The organism is Nocardia puris, assembly GCF_003315035.1.
Lineage (GTDB): Bacteria > Actinomycetota > Actinomycetes > Mycobacteriales > Mycobacteriaceae > Nocardia > Nocardia puris.
This window is the reverse complement of sequence record NZ_QNRE01000002.1, coordinates 812,333-829,392: the sequence shown is the minus strand read 5'-3', so window position 1 is coordinate 829,392 and position 17,060 is coordinate 812,333. Positions and strand designations below refer to the sequence as shown.

Annotated in this window: 18 protein-coding genes; 7 read left to right on the top strand and 11 right to left on the bottom strand. The window is 70.5% G+C overall.

Translation table 11 applies throughout. The annotated features are described in order from the left end of the window. Positions 1-492: 492 nt before the first annotated feature. Complete coding sequence (locus tag DFR74_RS09505) at positions 493-1,938, top strand: sugar transferase (RefSeq protein WP_113975023.1); 1,446 nt, start codon at positions 493-495, stop codon at positions 1,936-1,938. Between the two features lie 138 nt (positions 1,939-2,076). Continuing rightward, on the top strand, positions 2,077-2,505 hold the full coding sequence (locus DFR74_RS09500; protein WP_067514273.1) for a hypothetical protein: 429 nt from the start codon (positions 2,077-2,079) through the stop codon (positions 2,503-2,505). A gap of 4 nt (positions 2,506-2,509) precedes the next feature. Here the strand turns inward: DFR74_RS09500 and DFR74_RS09495 are convergent, their stop codons facing one another. The 9 genes from DFR74_RS09495 to mftR form a co-directional block, all read right to left on the bottom strand. After that, positions 2,510-3,394: a bile acid:sodium symporter family protein gene (locus tag DFR74_RS09495; protein ID WP_067514291.1), complete on the bottom strand. Its 885-nt coding sequence runs from the start codon at positions 3,392-3,394 to the stop codon at positions 2,510-2,512. Positions 3,395-3,623: 229 nt separating this feature from the next. After that, positions 3,624-4,910 (bottom strand): RNA polymerase sigma factor, encoded by a 1,287-nt coding sequence (locus DFR74_RS09490; protein WP_067514274.1) that lies wholly within the window; start codon positions 4,908-4,910, stop codon positions 3,624-3,626. Between the two features lie 23 nt (positions 4,911-4,933). After that, complete coding sequence (locus tag DFR74_RS09485) at positions 4,934-5,353, bottom strand: YciI family protein (protein WP_067514275.1); 420 nt, start codon at positions 5,351-5,353, stop codon at positions 4,934-4,936. 118 nt (positions 5,354-5,471) lie between these two features. Further along, a complete protein-coding gene (locus DFR74_RS09480; protein ID WP_067514276.1) occupies positions 5,472-7,736 on the bottom strand; it encodes a SpoIIE family protein phosphatase in 2,265 nt (754 codons plus the stop codon). Positions 7,737-7,746: 10 nt separating this feature from the next. Next, on the bottom strand, positions 7,747-8,382 hold the full coding sequence (locus tag DFR74_RS09475; RefSeq protein ID WP_067514277.1) for a SpoIIE family protein phosphatase: 636 nt from the start codon (positions 8,380-8,382) through the stop codon (positions 7,747-7,749). Continuing rightward, positions 8,375-8,788 (bottom strand): ATP-binding protein, encoded by a 414-nt coding sequence (locus tag DFR74_RS09470; RefSeq protein ID WP_067514278.1) that lies wholly within the window; start codon positions 8,786-8,788, stop codon positions 8,375-8,377. Before DFR74_RS09470 ends, DFR74_RS09475 begins: the two co-directional genes overlap by 8 nt. Beyond that, a complete protein-coding gene (locus DFR74_RS09465; RefSeq protein WP_067514279.1) occupies positions 8,778-9,167 on the bottom strand; it encodes an STAS domain-containing protein in 390 nt (129 codons plus the stop codon). The genes DFR74_RS09470 and DFR74_RS09465 overlap by 11 nt, the downstream gene beginning before the upstream one ends. 12 nt (positions 9,168-9,179) lie before the next feature. Continuing rightward, positions 9,180-10,085 (bottom strand): STAS domain-containing protein, encoded by a 906-nt coding sequence (locus tag DFR74_RS09460; RefSeq protein WP_067514280.1) that lies wholly within the window; start codon positions 10,083-10,085, stop codon positions 9,180-9,182. Positions 10,086-10,155: 70 nt separating this feature from the next. Further along, on the bottom strand, positions 10,156-10,806 hold the full coding sequence (gene mftR / locus DFR74_RS09455; protein ID WP_067514281.1) for a mycofactocin system transcriptional regulator: 651 nt from the start codon (positions 10,804-10,806) through the stop codon (positions 10,156-10,158). Between the two features lie 65 nt (positions 10,807-10,871). Here mftR and mftE point away from each other — a divergent pair, with 65 nt between their 5' ends. From mftE to DFR74_RS09430, 5 genes are all read left to right on the top strand, one after another. Continuing rightward, entirely contained in the window at positions 10,872-11,570 is a 699-nt protein-coding gene (gene mftE, locus DFR74_RS09450; protein WP_067514282.1) for a mycofactocin biosynthesis peptidyl-dipeptidase MftE, read from the top strand. Next, entirely contained in the window at positions 11,567-12,766 is a 1,200-nt protein-coding gene (gene mftD / locus DFR74_RS09445) for a pre-mycofactocin synthase MftD (RefSeq protein ID WP_067514283.1), read from the top strand. The genes mftE and mftD overlap by 4 nt, the downstream gene beginning before the upstream one ends. A 202-nt stretch (positions 12,767-12,968) precedes the next feature. Then, a complete protein-coding gene (locus DFR74_RS09440; RefSeq protein ID WP_067514284.1) occupies positions 12,969-13,976 on the top strand; it encodes an ABC transporter substrate-binding protein in 1,008 nt (335 codons plus the stop codon). Further along, positions 13,973-14,845 carry an ABC transporter permease gene (locus DFR74_RS09435; protein WP_067514285.1) on the top strand — a complete coding sequence of 291 codons (873 nt, stop codon included), beginning with the start codon at positions 13,973-13,975 and terminating at the stop codon, positions 14,843-14,845. Before DFR74_RS09440 ends, DFR74_RS09435 begins: the two co-directional genes overlap by 4 nt. An 11-nt stretch (positions 14,846-14,856) precedes the next feature. Continuing rightward, entirely contained in the window at positions 14,857-15,639 is a 783-nt protein-coding gene (locus DFR74_RS09430; RefSeq protein ID WP_067514286.1) for an ABC transporter ATP-binding protein, read from the top strand. A 121-nt stretch (positions 15,640-15,760) separates the two neighbouring features. On the opposite strand, the gene DFR74_RS09425 is transcribed toward DFR74_RS09430, so the two are convergent. Together DFR74_RS09425 and DFR74_RS09420 are read right to left on the bottom strand one after the other, a co-directional pair. Then, positions 15,761-16,447 (bottom strand): GntR family transcriptional regulator, encoded by a 687-nt coding sequence (locus DFR74_RS09425; protein ID WP_067514287.1) that lies wholly within the window; start codon positions 16,445-16,447, stop codon positions 15,761-15,763. Between the two features lie 74 nt (positions 16,448-16,521). Continuing rightward, positions 16,522-16,989, bottom strand: coding sequence for a MarR family winged helix-turn-helix transcriptional regulator (locus DFR74_RS09420; protein ID WP_067514292.1), 468 nt, complete (start codon positions 16,987-16,989; stop codon positions 16,522-16,524). Positions 16,990-17,060 lie beyond the last annotated feature (71 nt).

Here is a 17,060-nt window from a genome sequence, read left to right as displayed (position 1 = left end):
GTACAACCATTGCTGAGCGCGCGCCACACCCCGCCGCGAATTCTCGGCGAAAAGTTTCGTACAGCACACTTATAGCAAACCGATCTGTCTCGCGCCTCCTCTTCATAGCGCGAACTAATGGAACGTGTTCTGACTCACCCGCATACTCCCAGTCAACTGAGGGCGGGCGACGGCAATCCAGGAACACCTGCTATTTTCACGACAACTGCCAGTAAAATTGCTGGTAGAGGCGATTCATGAGATGGTAGGCTGGCGTAGCCGCGACATTGCCAGTTGTTCGTTTAATCATCGAGTTTCTCCTATAAAAGGTGCAAACTGTGATGCTCGCCATAGGTGTGTAGCATCGGGGGCCCTTTCTGCGACACTCTTGCACAAGTAAGTTGCGTTCTCCGCGAGACGATTGGCGAGCCGGTGGCAAACTTCGTGCCACCGTGTCGAGAAACAGCTGTGCGGCGGGGCTCGAAGTACGCAGGGAAAAATGGATACAGGTTCATGGAATCGATAATCGACCGCGCGCCCGCCGGTCTGCACGCCCCGGTACTCGAATTCCCTCGGATCGACCAAGTCCGATCGCGGGGCAGGCACGCGCGCCGGGTGTTCGCCACCGACGCCCTGGTGATCGCCGCGGCAGTCGGGCTCGCGCAGTGGTACAACGGGCAGACGCCGCGCGGTGACGTGCGCGAATGGGTCACGAGCGCCGGCGCCGCGACGTCGCTGGCGCTGGCGTGCGCGTGGCTGCTCGCCTGCTCGGCGCACCGCACACGCTCGGCGCGCGTCATGGCCGCCGGCGTCGAGGAGTACCGCAGGCTGGCGGTGGCCACCGTGCAAGTCTTCGGACTGTTCGCCATCGCCGCCGGGATGTTGCGCGCCGACTCGCTGCACGGGTATCTCGTGATCGCTATGCCCGCAGGGCTTTTCGGCTTGGTCCTCACCCGCTGGTCGTGGCGCTCGGCGCGGCGCCGGGCCTCGCCCGCCGGGCCGGGGCGCGGGTCGGTGGTCGTCTACGGCGCCGCGCAGGCGGCCCGGGAGATGGCGGGCACGATGGCCGCGCACGGCGGATACGGTGTCGTGGGCGTGGTGCCGCCCGGCGAGACGCCCGGTGGTGACCATCGCGCGGTGATCGCCGCGGTGCGCCGCACCGGCGCCGACTACGTGGTGGTCGCGCCCGGCGGCGGTGCGGGCGCGGGCGAAATCCGGCGCCTGGCTTGGGAACTCGACCCCCTCGGCGCCGAACTCATCATCGCGCCCGGTGTGATCGACGTGGCCCGGATCCGGCTCAGCAGCCACACCGTCGCCGGTGTGCCCATGCTGCACGTCGGCAAACCCCGCTACGATCGCGCCACCGCCCGGCTCAAAGCCACGTTCGACATGGCGTTCGCCCTCACCGCGCTCCTGCTCACGGCTCCCGTGCTGATCGCCATCGCGGTCGCGGTGAAAGTGAGCAGCGCCGGGCCGGTGTTCTATCGCTCCGAACGAATCGGCCTGGACGGCAAGCCTTTCCGGATGACGAAGTTCCGCAGCATGACCACCGACGCGGACCGGCACGCGGAGGCGCTGATCGCCGCACACGGCGGCGGCGCGTCGTTCTTCAAACTCGCCGACGATCCGCGCGTCACCCCGGTCGGCCGCATCCTGCGCAAATACAGCCTCGACGAACTGCCGCAGTTCTTCGACGTGCTGCGCGGCGATATGAGCGTGGTCGGCCCCCGCCCGCAGGTGTGGCGCGAGGTGGCGGGCTATGACGGCACGATCCGGCGCCGCCTGCTGGTGAAACCGGGCATCACGGGGCTGTGGCAGGTGAGTGGCCGCTCGGACCTGTCACCGGAGGAGTCCTACCGGCTCGATCTGTCCTACGTGGAGAACTGGTCGATGGGGCTCGATCTGCGCATCATCGCGCGCACCCTCACGGCCGTCGTGGCCGGCGACGGTGCCTACTGACGTGCGGCTCGCCGCGGCCGGGCGCGTCGTAACGCCGGACGTGCCTCGGCGGATATTCCCGGCGTTCGGGGAAGAACGAGACCGTCGTGCACCGCGCGTTCGCGCCGCTCACGCGGTACCCGGATTCGGAGTTCGACGGTGGACGTGCACAAGGTCCTGATGCGACTGCTCGAGGTCGCCGATCCCCTGGAGATGGAGATCCTGCTCCGCCTGCACGCCGCGGGTGACCGGTGGCTGACCACCGCGGAGGTGGCCGCGGGTGTGCCCGGGGCGGAACCCGTTGTCGCCGAGGCGTTGCGGGAGCTGGCCGTGGGCGGACAGGTCCACTGGGACGTGCGCTTCCGCACCACCGGTAAACCGCTGCCCGAGCACGCGAGCCTGGCGCAGGCGCGAGTCATCCGGGAACTGACACCCGAGCCGAGGTCCTACGCCGAGCTCAACCCGAACCGCACCTCGATCTCGGGTACCAAGATCACGGTGAACTGGCTGGTGGCCAACGGTCATGCCGAGGTCGTCGACATCTGGCGCGCCTCCGAGAGCACCGACCGCAAGCTCACCGGCCTGTAGCGGGTCAGCCGGCCGCGGGGACCGCGGCTCGCGCGTGTTTGCGGGTGATGAGCCAGCCGAAGATCGCGGCGAGCGGGAACATCAGCACGCCGTACACCGCGGCGGGCACGGCCATCTCGGTGCTGTCCAGGACGCTGATGGCGATGGTGATCGCGATGGTGCTGTTGTGGATACCGATCTCCATCGAGCACGCGATGGACTGGCGGGCGTCCACGCCGAGCCTGCGCGGGACGAAGTAGCCCACCGACAGGCTGACCAGGCAGAACAGCACGGTGACCGGGCCGACGTCGATCAGGTAGTCGAGCAGGTTGTCGCGCTCGGCCAGCATGGTGCCCAGCACCACGAGCACCAGCATCAGCGCCGAGCCGATCCGCACCGGGCGGTCCATCCGATCGGCGAAACCGGGCGCCAAGCGCCGCACCACCATGCCCAGCGCCACCGGCACCAACACGATCGCGAACACCTGCACCGCCTTGCCGAACTGCAACCCGACCGTGCCCGCGTCACCGGCGGGATCGAAGTAGCCGATCGCGAAGTTGGTGACCAACGGCAAAGTGACCACCGCGATCACCGAATTGACCGCGGTGAGAGAGACATTCAGCGCCACGTCGCCGCGGAACAGGTGGCTGTAGAGGTTGGCGGTGGTGCCGCCGGGGGAGGCGGCCAGCAGCATCATGCCGACGGCGAGGACCGGCGGCAGATCGAACAGCAGCACCAGGCCGAACGCCGCCGCCGGGAGCGCCAGCAGCTGGCAGGCCAGCGCGATGGTGACCGCGCGGGGGTTCTTGGCGACGCGGGCGAAGTCCGCGACCGTCAAAGACAGTCCGAGGCCGAACATGATGACCGCCAGCGCCACCGGCAAGCCGACCGATACGAACGGAGAGTCCATCGTCATTCCTTGTGCTACCGCAGGTTCCGGCCGGGCGGGCCGGAAATCTGATACCGACTCGTCTCAGATTGCGATGAGGGTAGCCCGATGTGATCTGCGTCGCAAGAAGATGGGTTGGCCGGTGCGGGTCACACCTCGATCCGCGACCCGGCGTCGCGCGCCCTCGGCGCCGGTGGCGGCCAGGACGATCGCGGCCGCCGCGACGCCGGGTGCGGAGCACGATCGGCGCTCAGTCCAGCTTGTCGAGTTTCTGTCTCAGGACGTCGCGCTCGTTCTCGTTGCCGCACAGGGCGAGAGCGCGTTCGAATTCGGTGCGGGCCTCGGCGGGGCGGCGCAGGCGGGTGAGGAGTTCGCCGCGCACCGTGGGGAGCAGGTGCGAGTTGGGGAGGGCCCCTTCGGCGATGAGGCGGTCGACGAGGGGGAGGGCCTGGGCGGGGCCCGAGGCCATGGCTACGGCCACGGCGCGGTTGAGCTCGACCACGGGGGAGGGGGCGAGACGGCCGAGGGCTTCGTAGAGGACGACGACGCGGTCCCAGTCGGTGTCCTCGACCGACGCCGCGACGGCGTGACATTCGGCGATCGCCGCTTGCAGGCCGTAGGCGCCGAGTCCGCGCCCCGATTCGGCGGCGCGCGCGAGGGCGGCGCGCCCGCGCGTGATGGCGGACCGATCCCAGCGGCGGCGGTCCTGATCCTCCAACAGGACGGGACGCCCGTCGGGGCCGGTGCGCGCGGGGAACCGCGCGGCGGTGAGTTCCAGCAGCGCCAGCAGCCCGTACACCTCGGGTTCGTCGGGCACCAGGCGCGACAACACGCGGGCCAGCCGCTGTGCCTCCCCGGCCAGGTCGAAGCGGATGTGGCCGGAACCCGAAGTGGCCGAGGACCCTTCGGTGAAGATCAGGTACACCACGCTCAGCACCGAGCCGAGCCGCTCGGCGCGCTGCGCGGCGGGCGGCACCTCGAACGGCACCCGCGCGGCGGCGAGCGTCTTCTTGGCGCGCGTGATGCGCGCCTGCACGGTGGCGGGCGGCACCAGGAACGCCTTGGCGATCTCGTCGCTGGTCAGGCCGCCCACAACGCGCAGGGTGAGCGCGACGCGCGCCTCCCGGCTCAGCACGGGATGGCACGAGACGAACATCAGGGCCAAGACGTCGTCGTCGATGCGGTCGGGGTCCCACAGCACATCGACTCCTTCGCGGGACGGGTCGGTGGGCGCGCCGCCGGTCGCGGCACCGCCCTCACCGAGTTCCCCGGCGAGAGCGGCGTACCGCGTGTCGAGCGCGCTGCGGCGGCGGAAGGTGTCGATCGCGCGCCTGCGGCCGACGGTGAGCAACCAGCCCGCCGGATTGTGCGGCACGCCGTCGCGCGGCCAGGTCACCAGCGCCTCGGCCAGCGCCTCCTGGGCGAGGTCCTCGGCGAGGGCGAAATCGCCGGTGTAGCGGGCGAGCGCGCCGACGATCCGCGCCGATTCGATGCGCCAGACGGCGGCGACCGCCGCCCGGCCGGTGTGATCACTCATCGAAGTCGCTCAGCGGGCTCCGCTCAGAGCTGACCGGTGGACTCGCGCCACGCGCGCTCTTTCTGGATCCACACATTGTCCTGCGGGAACTCGTCGATGGACGGCACCCGGCGGATCTCGGTCTTGAAGCCGGGGCCGTTGCCGGGAATGCGCTTGGCCCACTCGATGGCCTCTTCCTTGGAGGCCACGTTGAGGATGTAGAAGCCGCCGAACAGCTCCTTCGTCTCGCCGTACGGGCCGTCGGTCACCACGGGCGTCTCCGACTCGTAGTCGACGACGACACCGTCGGCGGGGTCGTCGAGTCCCTCGGCGGCGACCAGCACACCCGCCCGGATCAGCTCGTCGTTGAACCTGCCCATGGTCTCGAGCATTTCGGCGAAGTCGATCTCGCCCATCTTCGCCATACCCTCGTCGGTCGCGCGCATGATCAGCATGTACTTCATGGTTGTCTCTCCTCGGATCGTGTTCCGGGTCCCGTTCGGACCCTTTCACACCTAGGTCGAACGGGGATCGACTCGAATCGACACCGCCGCGAAATTTTTCCGGGAGATTTTTTCCGGCTCAGCTCAGGCGGCGGTGGGTGCCGCGCAGCGGGTTGGCGACGGGGGATTTGATGGCGGGCAGGGTGACCGACATGCGGACGTGGGTGCCGTCCTCGCCGTGGTCGATGTGCAGTTCCTCGGTGAGCGCGCGCATCATGTCGATGCCGCGGCCGCGATGCCCGGGGTCGGCCGGGCGCGGCTTCCACCTGCCCGTGTCGGTGATCTCGATGACGACCTGTTCGGTGTCGCACTGGGCCGACAGGCGCACCCGCCCCGACGCGGCGGCCCCGTTGCGGTACGCGTGCTCGATGCTGTTGCTGCACGCCTCGTTCGCGGCGGCGACCAGATCGGAGGCGAGGTCGTGCGGCACGGCGGCTGCGGCGAACCAGTCCTTGAGCGAACGCCGCAGCGCGGACAGTTCGTCGGCGCGCGCGGGCACGTCCAGGTGCAGCGGGGCGGGCGGCTGCCGATAGACGACCATCGCGACGTCGTCGTCGTATCCGGCGGCCGGGCGCAGGCGGGAGAGCACCGCGTCGGCCACCTCTCGCGGCAGCTTGCCCGGCGTGTCGGCCAGCACCGCGGCGATCTTGGCGAACCCGTCGTCGATGTCGACGCCACGTTGCTCCACCAGCCCGTCGGTGAACAGCACCAGCGTCGACCCGGGCGAGAGCGCGGTGGTGGCCTCGGGCCTGCGCGGCATCTCGAAGGTCGCCAGCGGCACCGAGCGTCCGCCCTCCAGCATGCGGCCGGTGCTGCCGACGTCGGCGAGGATCGGCGGCATATGGCCCGCGCTGCTGTAGCGCAGGACGCCGCGCACCGGGTCCAGCACGGCCGCGCAGACCGTGGTGCACATCGCGCCGGGAATCCGGCTCGCGACGGTGTCGAGTTCGGCGAGCAACTGCGCGGGCCCGGCCCCGCGCAACAGCAGAGCCCTTCCCGCCGAACGCAATTGGCCCATCACCACGGCCGCCGACAGTCCTCGGCCCACGCAGTCGCCGACCACCACACCGATGGTGCCGTCGCGCAGCGGCACCACGTCGTACCAGTCGCCGCCGATCTCGAGCGGCGGCAGGGCCGGTTCGTAGTGCACCGAGAACCGGGGCGGCAGTTCGATGGGGCCGAGCATGGCCCGTTGCAGGGTGAGCGAGGTGGAGCGCGCCTGATCGAAGTTGCGCGCCCGCTGCACGGCCAGGCTCAGGTGACCGATCAGCAGCGAGAACAACGTCCAGTCGGCGGCCGTGACGGCGCGGGGCGCGGCGAAGCGCAGAAGCAGTGCGGCGTCGCCGGTTTCGCCGAGCGGGGCGACGATGCCGACCGCGCTCTCCCCACCTTCGGGCACGGTGGCCAGGCTGCGTGGCGAGCGGCGGCGCGCCCGGTCCAGCAGGGCGCGCTCCCCGTCGTCGAGGGCCGTGGGATCGCCTTCGGCGCCCGAATGGTCCACGTTCCCGGAGACATACACCTCCGGTTCGGCGGTGCGGCTCGGCCACACGGTCACCACCGCCGACTGCGCGCCCACCGTGCGGCGCAACTCGTCCAGGCCCACGGCCAGGACTTCGACCACGCTGGTCGCCGCGCCCACCGCTGTCGCCAGGCGGGACGCGGCCTGGTCGCGGGCCTGCGCGTCGTGCTCGGCGGTGACGTCGCGGACGGTGCCGACATAGATCAGTTCGTTGTTCTCCGGCTTCACCAGCGCGCTGGTGCTCACCGCCAGCCACAGTTCGCGCCCGTCGCGGTGCCGGATCGGCAGCACGAAACGCAGGGCCTCGGTGCCCAGATCCGGATAGCGCGAGCCGGTCGGCAGCGACCACGGATGCGGCAGGGCGAACGGCAGATCCGCCGCCCCGTACCCGGTGAGCGCGCCGAACGCCGAGTTCACCTCGGTGATGGTGCCGCGCGCGTCGGCGACGAAGAACCCGTCCTGCAACGACTCCACCAGCGCGGTGCGGAACGCGTCGCGCCCGGCGAGATCGTCGGCGCGGGTCCGCTGCTGCTCGGCCCGGCGGGTGCCGTCGAGGTAGCCGCGGGTGGCGATGTCGAGCGCGGCCAGCGTCTGGAGCAGGAACTCCAGCGCCGTCTCGGTGACGCGCGGATCACCGGATTCGGCGGCGGCCTCGGTGGCCAGCCGGAAGTGGTGCTCGGTGAGGTCGAGCAGGCTGATGCTCTCCACCAGCGCCCGGCGCCCCAGCTCGTAGCCCTCCTCGAGACTGTCCTGCGTGCGCGTCGCCAGGTGGTGACGCAGCGCGACGGCGTAATCGTCGAGGAAGGCGGCGAGCACGGCACTCATCGGCGGCCGGTCATCTGAACCCGTTCGCCGCGCCGCCGCGATGGCGGGCCGCGAGGACCAGGGCGTCGTCGGTGTCCTTGGCGTGCTTGGCGAGGATGTCGGCGGTGATCTCGGCGGTGGAGCGGGACAGGTCGATGTCCTCGCCGGACTCGGGGACGATGCCGTCGGTCGACATGACCAGCAGATCACCCGCCCGCACCTGCACGGTCTGGGGTTGCAGGTGCTGCGGCAGCCGGTAGCCGACGATGCCCGCCGTGAGCAGCACGGTGGCTTTCACGTTGAGCCCGACGGGGCCCGCGCTGAGCACCCGCGTCTCCACGTTGCCGACGCCGAGCCACTGGATGCTGTCGTTGACGTCGAACAGCGCCAGCGACACCGCGGCGCCCCTGGTGTCGGCCATGGCCCGATGACACAGCACCATCAGCACGTCCAGCGGTTCGCCGCGGTTCTCCGCGAGCACCTGGGCCGCCCGGTCGGCCGCGTCGGCGGCCGCCGCGCCGTGCCCGAGCCCGTCGAGCACCGCGAACAACACCGTGCCGCCGCCGGAGTCCAATACCACGCAGCGGTCGCCGGACACCCGCTGGCCGGGCAGGGCACGTCCGGCCGCCGCCCATTCGATGCGGCCGATGAAGCCGTCCTCATGCACCGTTGGGTACCCACTTCCACATCTCCACCAACGTGCCGCGGCCGGGCGCGGAGTCGATGGTGAGCCGGTCCATGAGCCGGCGCGCGCCGGGCAGGCCCAAGCCGAGGCCGCGCCCGGTGGAGTACCCGTCCTCCAGCGCGCGGGGGATGTCGCGGATGCCGGGGCCCTGATCCTTGGCCTGCACCACCAGCGCCCGCCTGCCCTCGCGGTCGTCGACGAGCAGCCGGATCTCGCCGATCCCGGCGTAACTGGTGATATTGCGGGCGATTTCGGAGATCGCGGTCGAGATCATGGTGCGGTCGGTCAACGAGAAGCCGAGCTCGGCCGCCAGTTCCCTCCCGGCTGTTCGTGCGGTGACGATGTCGCCGGACACCTTCACCGTGATCACCAAGATCTCAGCGGCCACTGTCACGACCGTCTCGATGGCGCCGTCCGGAAGATTTGTTTTCCAGCCAAGCCAGCCCTTCCTCCAGGTCCAGGGCAGTGTGCATGTCGTCGAAGGTGAGGCCGAGCTGCACCATGGCGAACGCGACCTCCGGCTGTAATCCGACGATCACGGTCTCCGCGCCGCGCAGCTGGGTCATGTGCGCGATGGTGCGCAGCGATCTGGCGGCGAAGGAGTCGAGCACGTCGATCGCGGTGACATCGACGATGATGCCGTGCGCGCGGTACTTGCTGACCTGTTTCATCAGGTCGTCGCGCAGGCGCTCGGTGTCGGCGTCGGTCAGCGCGGACTGGACCGACGCGATGAGGTAGGTCCCCTGCTTGAGGATGGGTACCGGCATCGGGCGGCCCGATCAGCGACCGTCGCGCTCGGTGACGCGATCGGTCCCGCGGGTCACTTCGTAGCCGAGCAGGCGCTCGGCCTCCTCGATACCGCCCTGGAGGTCGCCCACCGCGTTCATCTTCGACAGGTCCAGGCCGATGGTGGCCAGGGTGAGCGCGATCTCCGAGGACAGGCCGGTGATGATGACGTTGGCGCCCATCAGGCCGGAGGCGTCGACCGTCTGCACCAGGTGGTTGGCCACCGTGGAGTCGATGTCGGGCACACCGGTGATGTCGATGACGACGACCTTGGCGCGGTTGGCGCGGATCGCGCGCAGCAGCTGTTCGGTGAGCTGGCGGGCGCGCTGGCTGTCCAGCACGCCGATGATGGGCAGGATGAGCAGCTGTTCGCGCACCTGCAGCACCGGGGTGGACAGCTCGCGGATGGCTTCCTGCTGCTGGCGGATGACGCGCTCGCGCTCCTGCACGAAGGAGATGGCCACCGTGCTCGCGATGCGGTTGGCGGCAGGCTCGTAGGCGTCGAGCACGTGGTTGAGCAGCTCGAAATTGGTCTGGTACTTCTCGAACAGCGAGCGCGCCAGCACATCTCGCAGCAGCAGGACGATGCCGATGACCTCGTCGGTCTCGACGCCTCGCGGGATGATGCGCTCGGACAGGTCGCGGGCGTAGGCCTGCAGCGCCTCGACGCTACCGGTTTCCAGGGCCTCGACGTAGTTGTCGTAGATGGAAGTGGCCTCGGAGAAGATCTCCTCCGGGGTCATGGCGGTGAGCAACTGGGCGTCGGTGATGCGGCGCGCCCACTCCTCGCGCAGCGCGGTGCGGTTCTGCCGCAGGTGCTCGACCAACTGGGGGAGCAGATTGTCCACCGGTCCCGTGGACAGGGGATCCGCCGAAAGGCCCATGGATACCTCGGACATGGAAACTCCAGCCCCTTTCGACGTGGTGGTGTCGGGATCGTCGTGCGCTCGGCCCGTGCCGAGTCCGAGCCTAGTCATACCCCATCGTCTTCGCCGCCGAAACCTGCGGGTCGGTGTGCACGATGCACGTCTCGGGCGCGAATCCCCGCTCCAGCGCCAGCAATGCGCGGTCCAGGTAGACGGTGAGGTCGGCGTCGGCCCCGCGCAGCCAGGCGTCGAAGGCGGCGCGCGCGGCGGCCAGCGCGGTGCGGCCCACGGCCATCGGGACCAGGTCGTCGGGGGACTGGCCGAGCCTGCGGGCGGCGAACGCGCTGACCGCGCGCTCCCACGCGTCGTAGTGCGCGCCCGCGCTGGCGGCCAGGGCGGGGACCGAGGCGACCAGCCCCATCCGGGTGCGCAGCTCGGGCACGTCCTCGGCGCGATATCGGTTGGCGTTCACCACGACTCGGCGCACCGCGGTCATCATGGGCACGTCGTCGGCGACGGCGTCGAAGGCCGCGCGCAGGGCGCGCACCTCCTCGTCGAACTGGTACCACAGCACCTCGCCCTTGCCGGGGAAGTAACGGAAGAACGTGCGGCCGCTGACACCGGCCGCGGCGGCGATGTCCTCCACGGTGGTGTTCTCGAAGCCGCGCTCGGTGAACAGGCGCATGGCGATGAGCTCGAGTTCGCGCTTGCTGGTCCCGCGCGGCCTGCCGCGTCCGGTGCCCTTGGTCGTCACGATTACCGATTATGTCGCCACCCGCGGCCCTTGATTATGTCACTCAGTGACGATAATCTCGCGGCATGTTGTCGGATCTCACGTGGCCGCAGGTCGACGACCGGGCCGCGGGCGTGGTATTGGCGGTGCCGGTCGGGTCGACCGAACAGCACGGCCCGCACCTGCCGCTGTCCACCGACACCGATATCGCCGTGGCGCTGTGCGCGCGGCTGGCGGCGGCCCGTCCCGACGTGCTCGTCGCGCCCGCGTTGCCGTACGGATCCAGCGGTGAGCACGCGGGTTTCGCGGGCACGCTGTCGATCGGGCAGGCCGCGCTGGAACTGGTGATCGTGGAGCTGTGCCGTTCGGCCACCGACACTTTCGATCGCGTGCTCCTGGTGAACGGGCACGGCGGCAATCGCGAACCGCTGCGCCGCGCCGAGGCGCTGCTGCGCGCCGAGTCCCGCGACGTGCGCGTGTATATGCCGCGCTACCAAGGGGATCCGCACGCCGGGCGCGCCGAGACCTCGATCCAGCTCGCGCTGCGGCCCGATCTGGTGCGCGCCGAGGAGGCGGTGGCGGGCGACACCCGTCCGCTGGCCGAGGTGCTGCCCCTGCTGCGCGCGGGCGGCGTGCGCGCGGTGAGTCCCAGTGGCGTGCTGGGCGATCCGGCGGGCGCGACCGTCGCGGAGGGGCGCGCCCTGCTGACGGCCCTCGCCGACGACTTGACCGAGCAGACCGGCCGCTGGTGGCCGGCGGCCACCCCGAAAGGACACCCGTCATGAATCCCTGGTTCGAGACCGTCGCCGAGGCGCAGCGCCGCGCGAAGAAGCGGCTGCCGAAATCGGTGTACGGCGCGCTCATCGCGGGCTCCGAACGCGGGCAGACGATCGAGGACAACCAGGCGGCCTTCACCGAACTCGGTTTCGCCCCGCACGTGGCCGGGCCGATCGGGGAGCGCGACCAGTCGACCACCGTGCTCGGGCAGCCGCTGTCGATGCCGGTGATGATCTCGCCGACCGGGGTGCAGGCCGTGCACCCGGACGGGGAGGTGGCCGTGGCCCGCGCGGCGGCCGCGCGCGGAATCGCCATGGCGCTCAGCTCTTTCGCGAGCAAGCCGGTGGAAGAGGTGATCGCGGCCAATCCCAGTACGTTCTTCCAGCTGTACTGGTGCGGCGGCAAGGACGACATCCTCGCGCGCATGGACCGGGCGAAGAAGGCGGGCGCGGTCGGGCTCATCCTCACCTTGGACTGGTCGTTCTCGCACGGGCGGGACTGGGGCAGCCCGGTGATCCCGGAGAAACTGGACCTGCGCACCATGGTGAAGTTCGCGCCGCAGACCCTCGCGCGGCCGCGCTGGCTGGCCACCTACCTGCGCTCCGGCCACATCCCCGATCTCACCGCGCCCAATATGGCGGTCGGCGGCGCGCCCGCCCCCGGCTTCTTCGGCGCCTACGGCGAATGGATGGGCACCCCCGCGCCCGACTGGGACGACGTGCGCTGGATCTGCGAGCAGTGGGACGGGCCGGTCCTGCTCAAGGGCGTCATGCGGGTGGACGACGCGCGCCGCGCCGTCGACGCGGGCGTCGCGGGCATCTCGGTGTCCAACCACGGCGGCAACAACCTCGACGGCACCCCGGCCGCCATCCGTGCCCTGCCCGTGCTCGCCGACGCCGTGGGCGGCGAGATCGAAGTGCTGCTGGACGGCGGCATCCGCCGGGGCAGCGATGTGGTGAAGGCGGTCGCGCTCGGCGCCCGCGCCGTGCTGATCGGCCGCGCGTACCTGTGGGGCCTGGCCGCCAACGGCCAGGCGGGCGTGGAGAACGTACTCGACATCCTGCGCGGCGGCATCGATTCGGCCCTGCTCGGCCTGCGCAAGACGAAGGTGACGGACCTGACGCGCGACGACATCGTCGTCCCGGAGGGTTTCACCCGGGCGCTGGGTGTGCCGGAAGGTGCTCGGGACACGGTGTCCGCCTGAGTGTTCGCGTGGGGCGGTGCCGTAATCGGTGCCGCCCCACACTGTTTCGCGATCGTCAGCGCCAGGGCTCGTAGCGGCCGAAACGGGCTCGTTACGTAGTTGACGAGGCGGCAACCTCGAGGTGATCTGGGGCCAACCTGTATGCGTGACTGTATACACCGAAGTACACGAAGTGCGTATACCTCTGAGGTGACAGGTTGCCATGGACAGCAGTACCTTTCAGCGTCTTCGGCGGTCGCCGGCCCGGGTGGTCGTGGCCGCGATGGCGCTGCTCCTGACGGTCGCGGGGTGTTCCTCCATCGACTCGACCTTCACGCCCGGCGCGGGCGGCGGGGACGGGCAGGTGGTGCGGGTGGGCACCTTGCGCGGCCAGCCGCACCTGTTCGCGCCCTTCTTCTACGAGCGGGCGCTCGCCGACGGCGTCAGCGCCGACGTGCTGGTCTTCGACTCCTCCCCGGACATCAAGAACGCCTTGGTGTCCGGGCAGATCGACGTCGCGGTGATGGGCCTGCCCGCCATGCTGGCGGGGGCGGCCGCCGGACAGGACGTGCGGTTGATCGCGTCGTCGGCCGACGGCGGATCGGCGATCGTCGGCCGCCCCGAGATCGGCGACGTCACCCACTTGCGCGGCAAGCGGGTCGGCTTCCCGGTCGGTTCTTCGCAGGAGGTGCTGCTGCGGGCCACGCTGGCCCAGCACGGCATGGACGCCGATCGCGATGTGACGCTGGTGAATCTGGCGTTCGCCGATATGGCCAACGCCTACCTGAGCGGCCAGATCGACGCGTTCTCCTCCGCCGAACTCGGGCCCTCGGTCGCGCGGCAGCAGGGCGCGCGAGATGTGGTGTCGCCCTATGACACTCCCGTCGGGAAGGTGAACATCGGCCTGGCCACCACGCAGCGCGTCATCGACCGCGCTCCCGATCTGATCCAGGCCGTGCTGGACGCGCACGTCCAGACCGTCGAGTACATGGACACCCACCGCGCCGAATGGCGCGACCGCGTGGTCGCCGAGTTCGGGCTCGACCCCGAGGTGGCGGCGGGCGCGATCGCGAACACCTGGCCGCGCTCGGATCTGTCGGCCGAGTACGTCGCCCAGGTGACGGCGCTGGCCGGGGAGATGTTCGCGCTGGGGCAGCTGCCGAACCGGCCCGACATGTCCGCCTTCGTCGAGGACACCTTCGTCACCGCCACCGAGGGGAGCGGGAAATGACCGCCACGACAGCGGCTCCGGCCGCGACACCCGTCCGCGTCACCCCCGCGCCCGCCGCGCCGGGGAAGGCCGCGAAGTACGCCAAGACGTTCGCGAACATGGTGGGATTGCCGATCGTGCTGGTGTGCCTGTGGGCGCTGGCCGTGCGCGGGCAATGGCAGTTGCCGCTCGGCGTCGATATGCGGTTCGTGCCCTCGCCGTGGGCGGTGCTGGAACGGCTGTGGGACCTGGCCGTGGGCTCGGGCGCGGAGGCGACCAGCGGCTCCCTGTGGCGCCACACCGCGGCCAGCACGCTGCGCGTGGCCAACGGGTTCCTGATCGCCGCCGCCCTCGCCATTCCGCTGGGACTGCTGATGGGCCGGATCAAAGCGGTCAACAGCCTGTTCGATTCGACGGTCAGCCTGCTGCGGCCCGTCCCGGTGACGGCGTGGGCGCCGTTGGCGTTGCTGCTCATCGGCTTCGGCGACCGCTCGACCATCTTCCTCATCGTGATCGCCGCGTTCTTCCCGATCCTGCTCAACACCATCGCGGGCGCGGCCACCGTCTCGCCCCGGCTGCTGGAAGCCGCCGCGATGCTCGGCACGCCCACCTGGAAGTCCTTCTTCACGGTGGTGCTGCCCAGCGCCATGCACTCGATCACGGCGGGGCTGCGGGTCGGGCTCGGCCTGTCCTGGGTGGTGCTGGTGGTCGGCGAGACCGTCGGTATCCGCACCGGCCTCGGCGCACTCATCACGCAGGCCAGGGACATGAGCCGCACCGACATCATCATCGCCGGGATGGTGGTGATCGGCCTGGCCGGACTGCTCAGCGACCGCCTGCTCACCCTCGGCCTGCGCCTGCTCACCCGCGGCCGTCCCACCCTCACCTGACCGGAGGCACCGTGACCACAGCGACCCGACTCGGCGCACCCCTCACCCTCGCCGGGCTGACCAAGAGTTTCCCCTCCGAACAGGGCCCGGTGACCGCGGTCGCCGACCTGGACTTGGCCATCGAGGCGGGCGAGTTCATCGCCGTCGTCGGCGCCAGCGGCTGCGGCAAGTCCACGCTGCTGCGCATGCTCGCCGGTTTCGAGGCGCCCACCTCGGGCGTGCTCGAGGTGGGCGGCGCGCCTGTCGCGGGACCGGGACCCGACCGCGGGGTGGTGTTCCAGGACTACGGCCTGTTCCCGTGGCTCACCGTGCTGGAGAACGTGGCCTACGGGCCGCGCCAGAACGGCGCGTCGCGCGCCGAGGCCAGGAAGCGCGCCGAGCGGTTCATCGAGCTGGTCGGGCTCACCCGCGTGGCCGCGCGCTTCCCGAACCAGCTCTCCGGCGGTATGCAGCAGCGCGTCGCCATCGCGCGGGTGCTGTGCAACGAGCCCGCCGTGATGCTCATGGACGAACCGTTCGGCGCGCTGGACGCCCTCACCCGCGGCGCGATGCAGCGCGAACTCGGCAAGATCCACCGCGACCTCGGCACCACCACCGTATTCGTCACGCACAGCGTGGAGGAGGCGGTGTATCTGGCCGACCGGGTGGTGGTGATGAGCGGCGGTATCTCACACGGGATACCGGGACACATCGAGGCGATCGTGGATATCGGGATCGAGCACCCGCGCGATGTGAACTCCGCCGAGTTCGGGGAGCAGCGCAGGCGGATCAGCGCGCTGATCGAGGGCCACTGAGCCCTGCCCGCCGTCCCGTGCGACCTGGGCCCAGGGCCGCGGACAGCATTGCGCGCCGACGTGCATCGAGTGCAGGGCTGCCCGGAATGCGGAAGCGCCTCGACTGCCGATCCGGACTGTTTCAGGTGCGCAGGGCGCTGATGATGCCCGCCATCGACACCGCCTGGCTCGCGCGTTCGATGGCGACGCGGCGGGAGGTGTCGATGTGGGCCAGCAGCGCCGCGCGGGCGCCCGCCAGGTCGCGGTCCAGGACGCGCTGGGCGATATCGATGTGCTCGGTGATGGTGGCGGCGATGCGGTCCTCGGTGAGGTAGTCGTACATGCGCACCGGGCGGATGCGCACGTTCACCAGGGCCAGCGCGCTCACCAGGGCGCGGTTGCCCGCGGCGGCCAGCAGCCGGTCGTGGAAGCGCTCGTCGTCGGCGACGAAACCGGCGTCGGGTTCGGGCGGGGCGGCGTGCAGGGCCGCCCAGCGGTCCAGCTCCGGGCCGAGGATGTCGGGGTCGTGGCGCAGCGCGTCGTCCTCTTCGATGCGCACGATGCCGCGCAGTTCCACCGTGGTGCGCAACTCGTAGAGCTGCGCCAGATCGTCCAGGCTCGGCCGGTACGGGAACAGCCCGCGCTCGCGGCGCTCCACCAGCCCGTCGGCGAGCAGGCGGGCCAGCGCCTCGCGCACCGGCGTGCGCGACACCGCGTAGCGCTCGGCGAGGACGGTCTCGCTGAGGCGTTCGGCGGGGGAGATCCGGCCCGACATGAGGTCGTCGCGCAGCGCGACGAAGACGCGTTCCGTCAGATTGGTGTCGCTCATCCCGCCCTCGCCCCGCCGTCGTTCCGTTGTATCCGCCAGCGTATACCCAGCCGGACGCGGCGCTGCGCGGCCGATCAGGGTGTGGCCTGCCGCCGGTGATGGGCCAGCAGCGTGTCGTAGATGTCGGCGAGCGCGGCCAGTTGCTCGCGGTCCAGCGCGTCGATCATGTGTTTGCGGACGCTGATCACGTGCGCGGGCGCGGCGGTGGCCAGCACGTTCGCGCCGCGTTCGGTGAGTCGCGCGGCGGTGCGGCGGGCGTCGTCGGGGATCGGCTCGCGCACCACGAGCTCGCGCTTCTCCATGCGGGTGATCTGGTGCGAGAGCCTGCTCTGCGACCACTCCAGCACCTCGGCGAGTTCGGCGAAGGTGCGCCGGTGTCCGGGCGATTCGGCCAGTCGTGCCAGCACCGAGTACTCGACGTAGGTGAGGTTCGACTCGCGGGCCGAGTCACGGCCGATCGCGGCGGCGATGAGGTCGCGCGTGCGCACGAATCCGACCCAGGCCCGCATTTCGACGTCGTCGAGCCATTGCGGTTCGGTCACGAGAAGCCTCCAGTAGTTCCGGCGTGTGGGGTGCATTGTCCCGGTGTCGGTCGCGAGCCGGGAACTGAGAG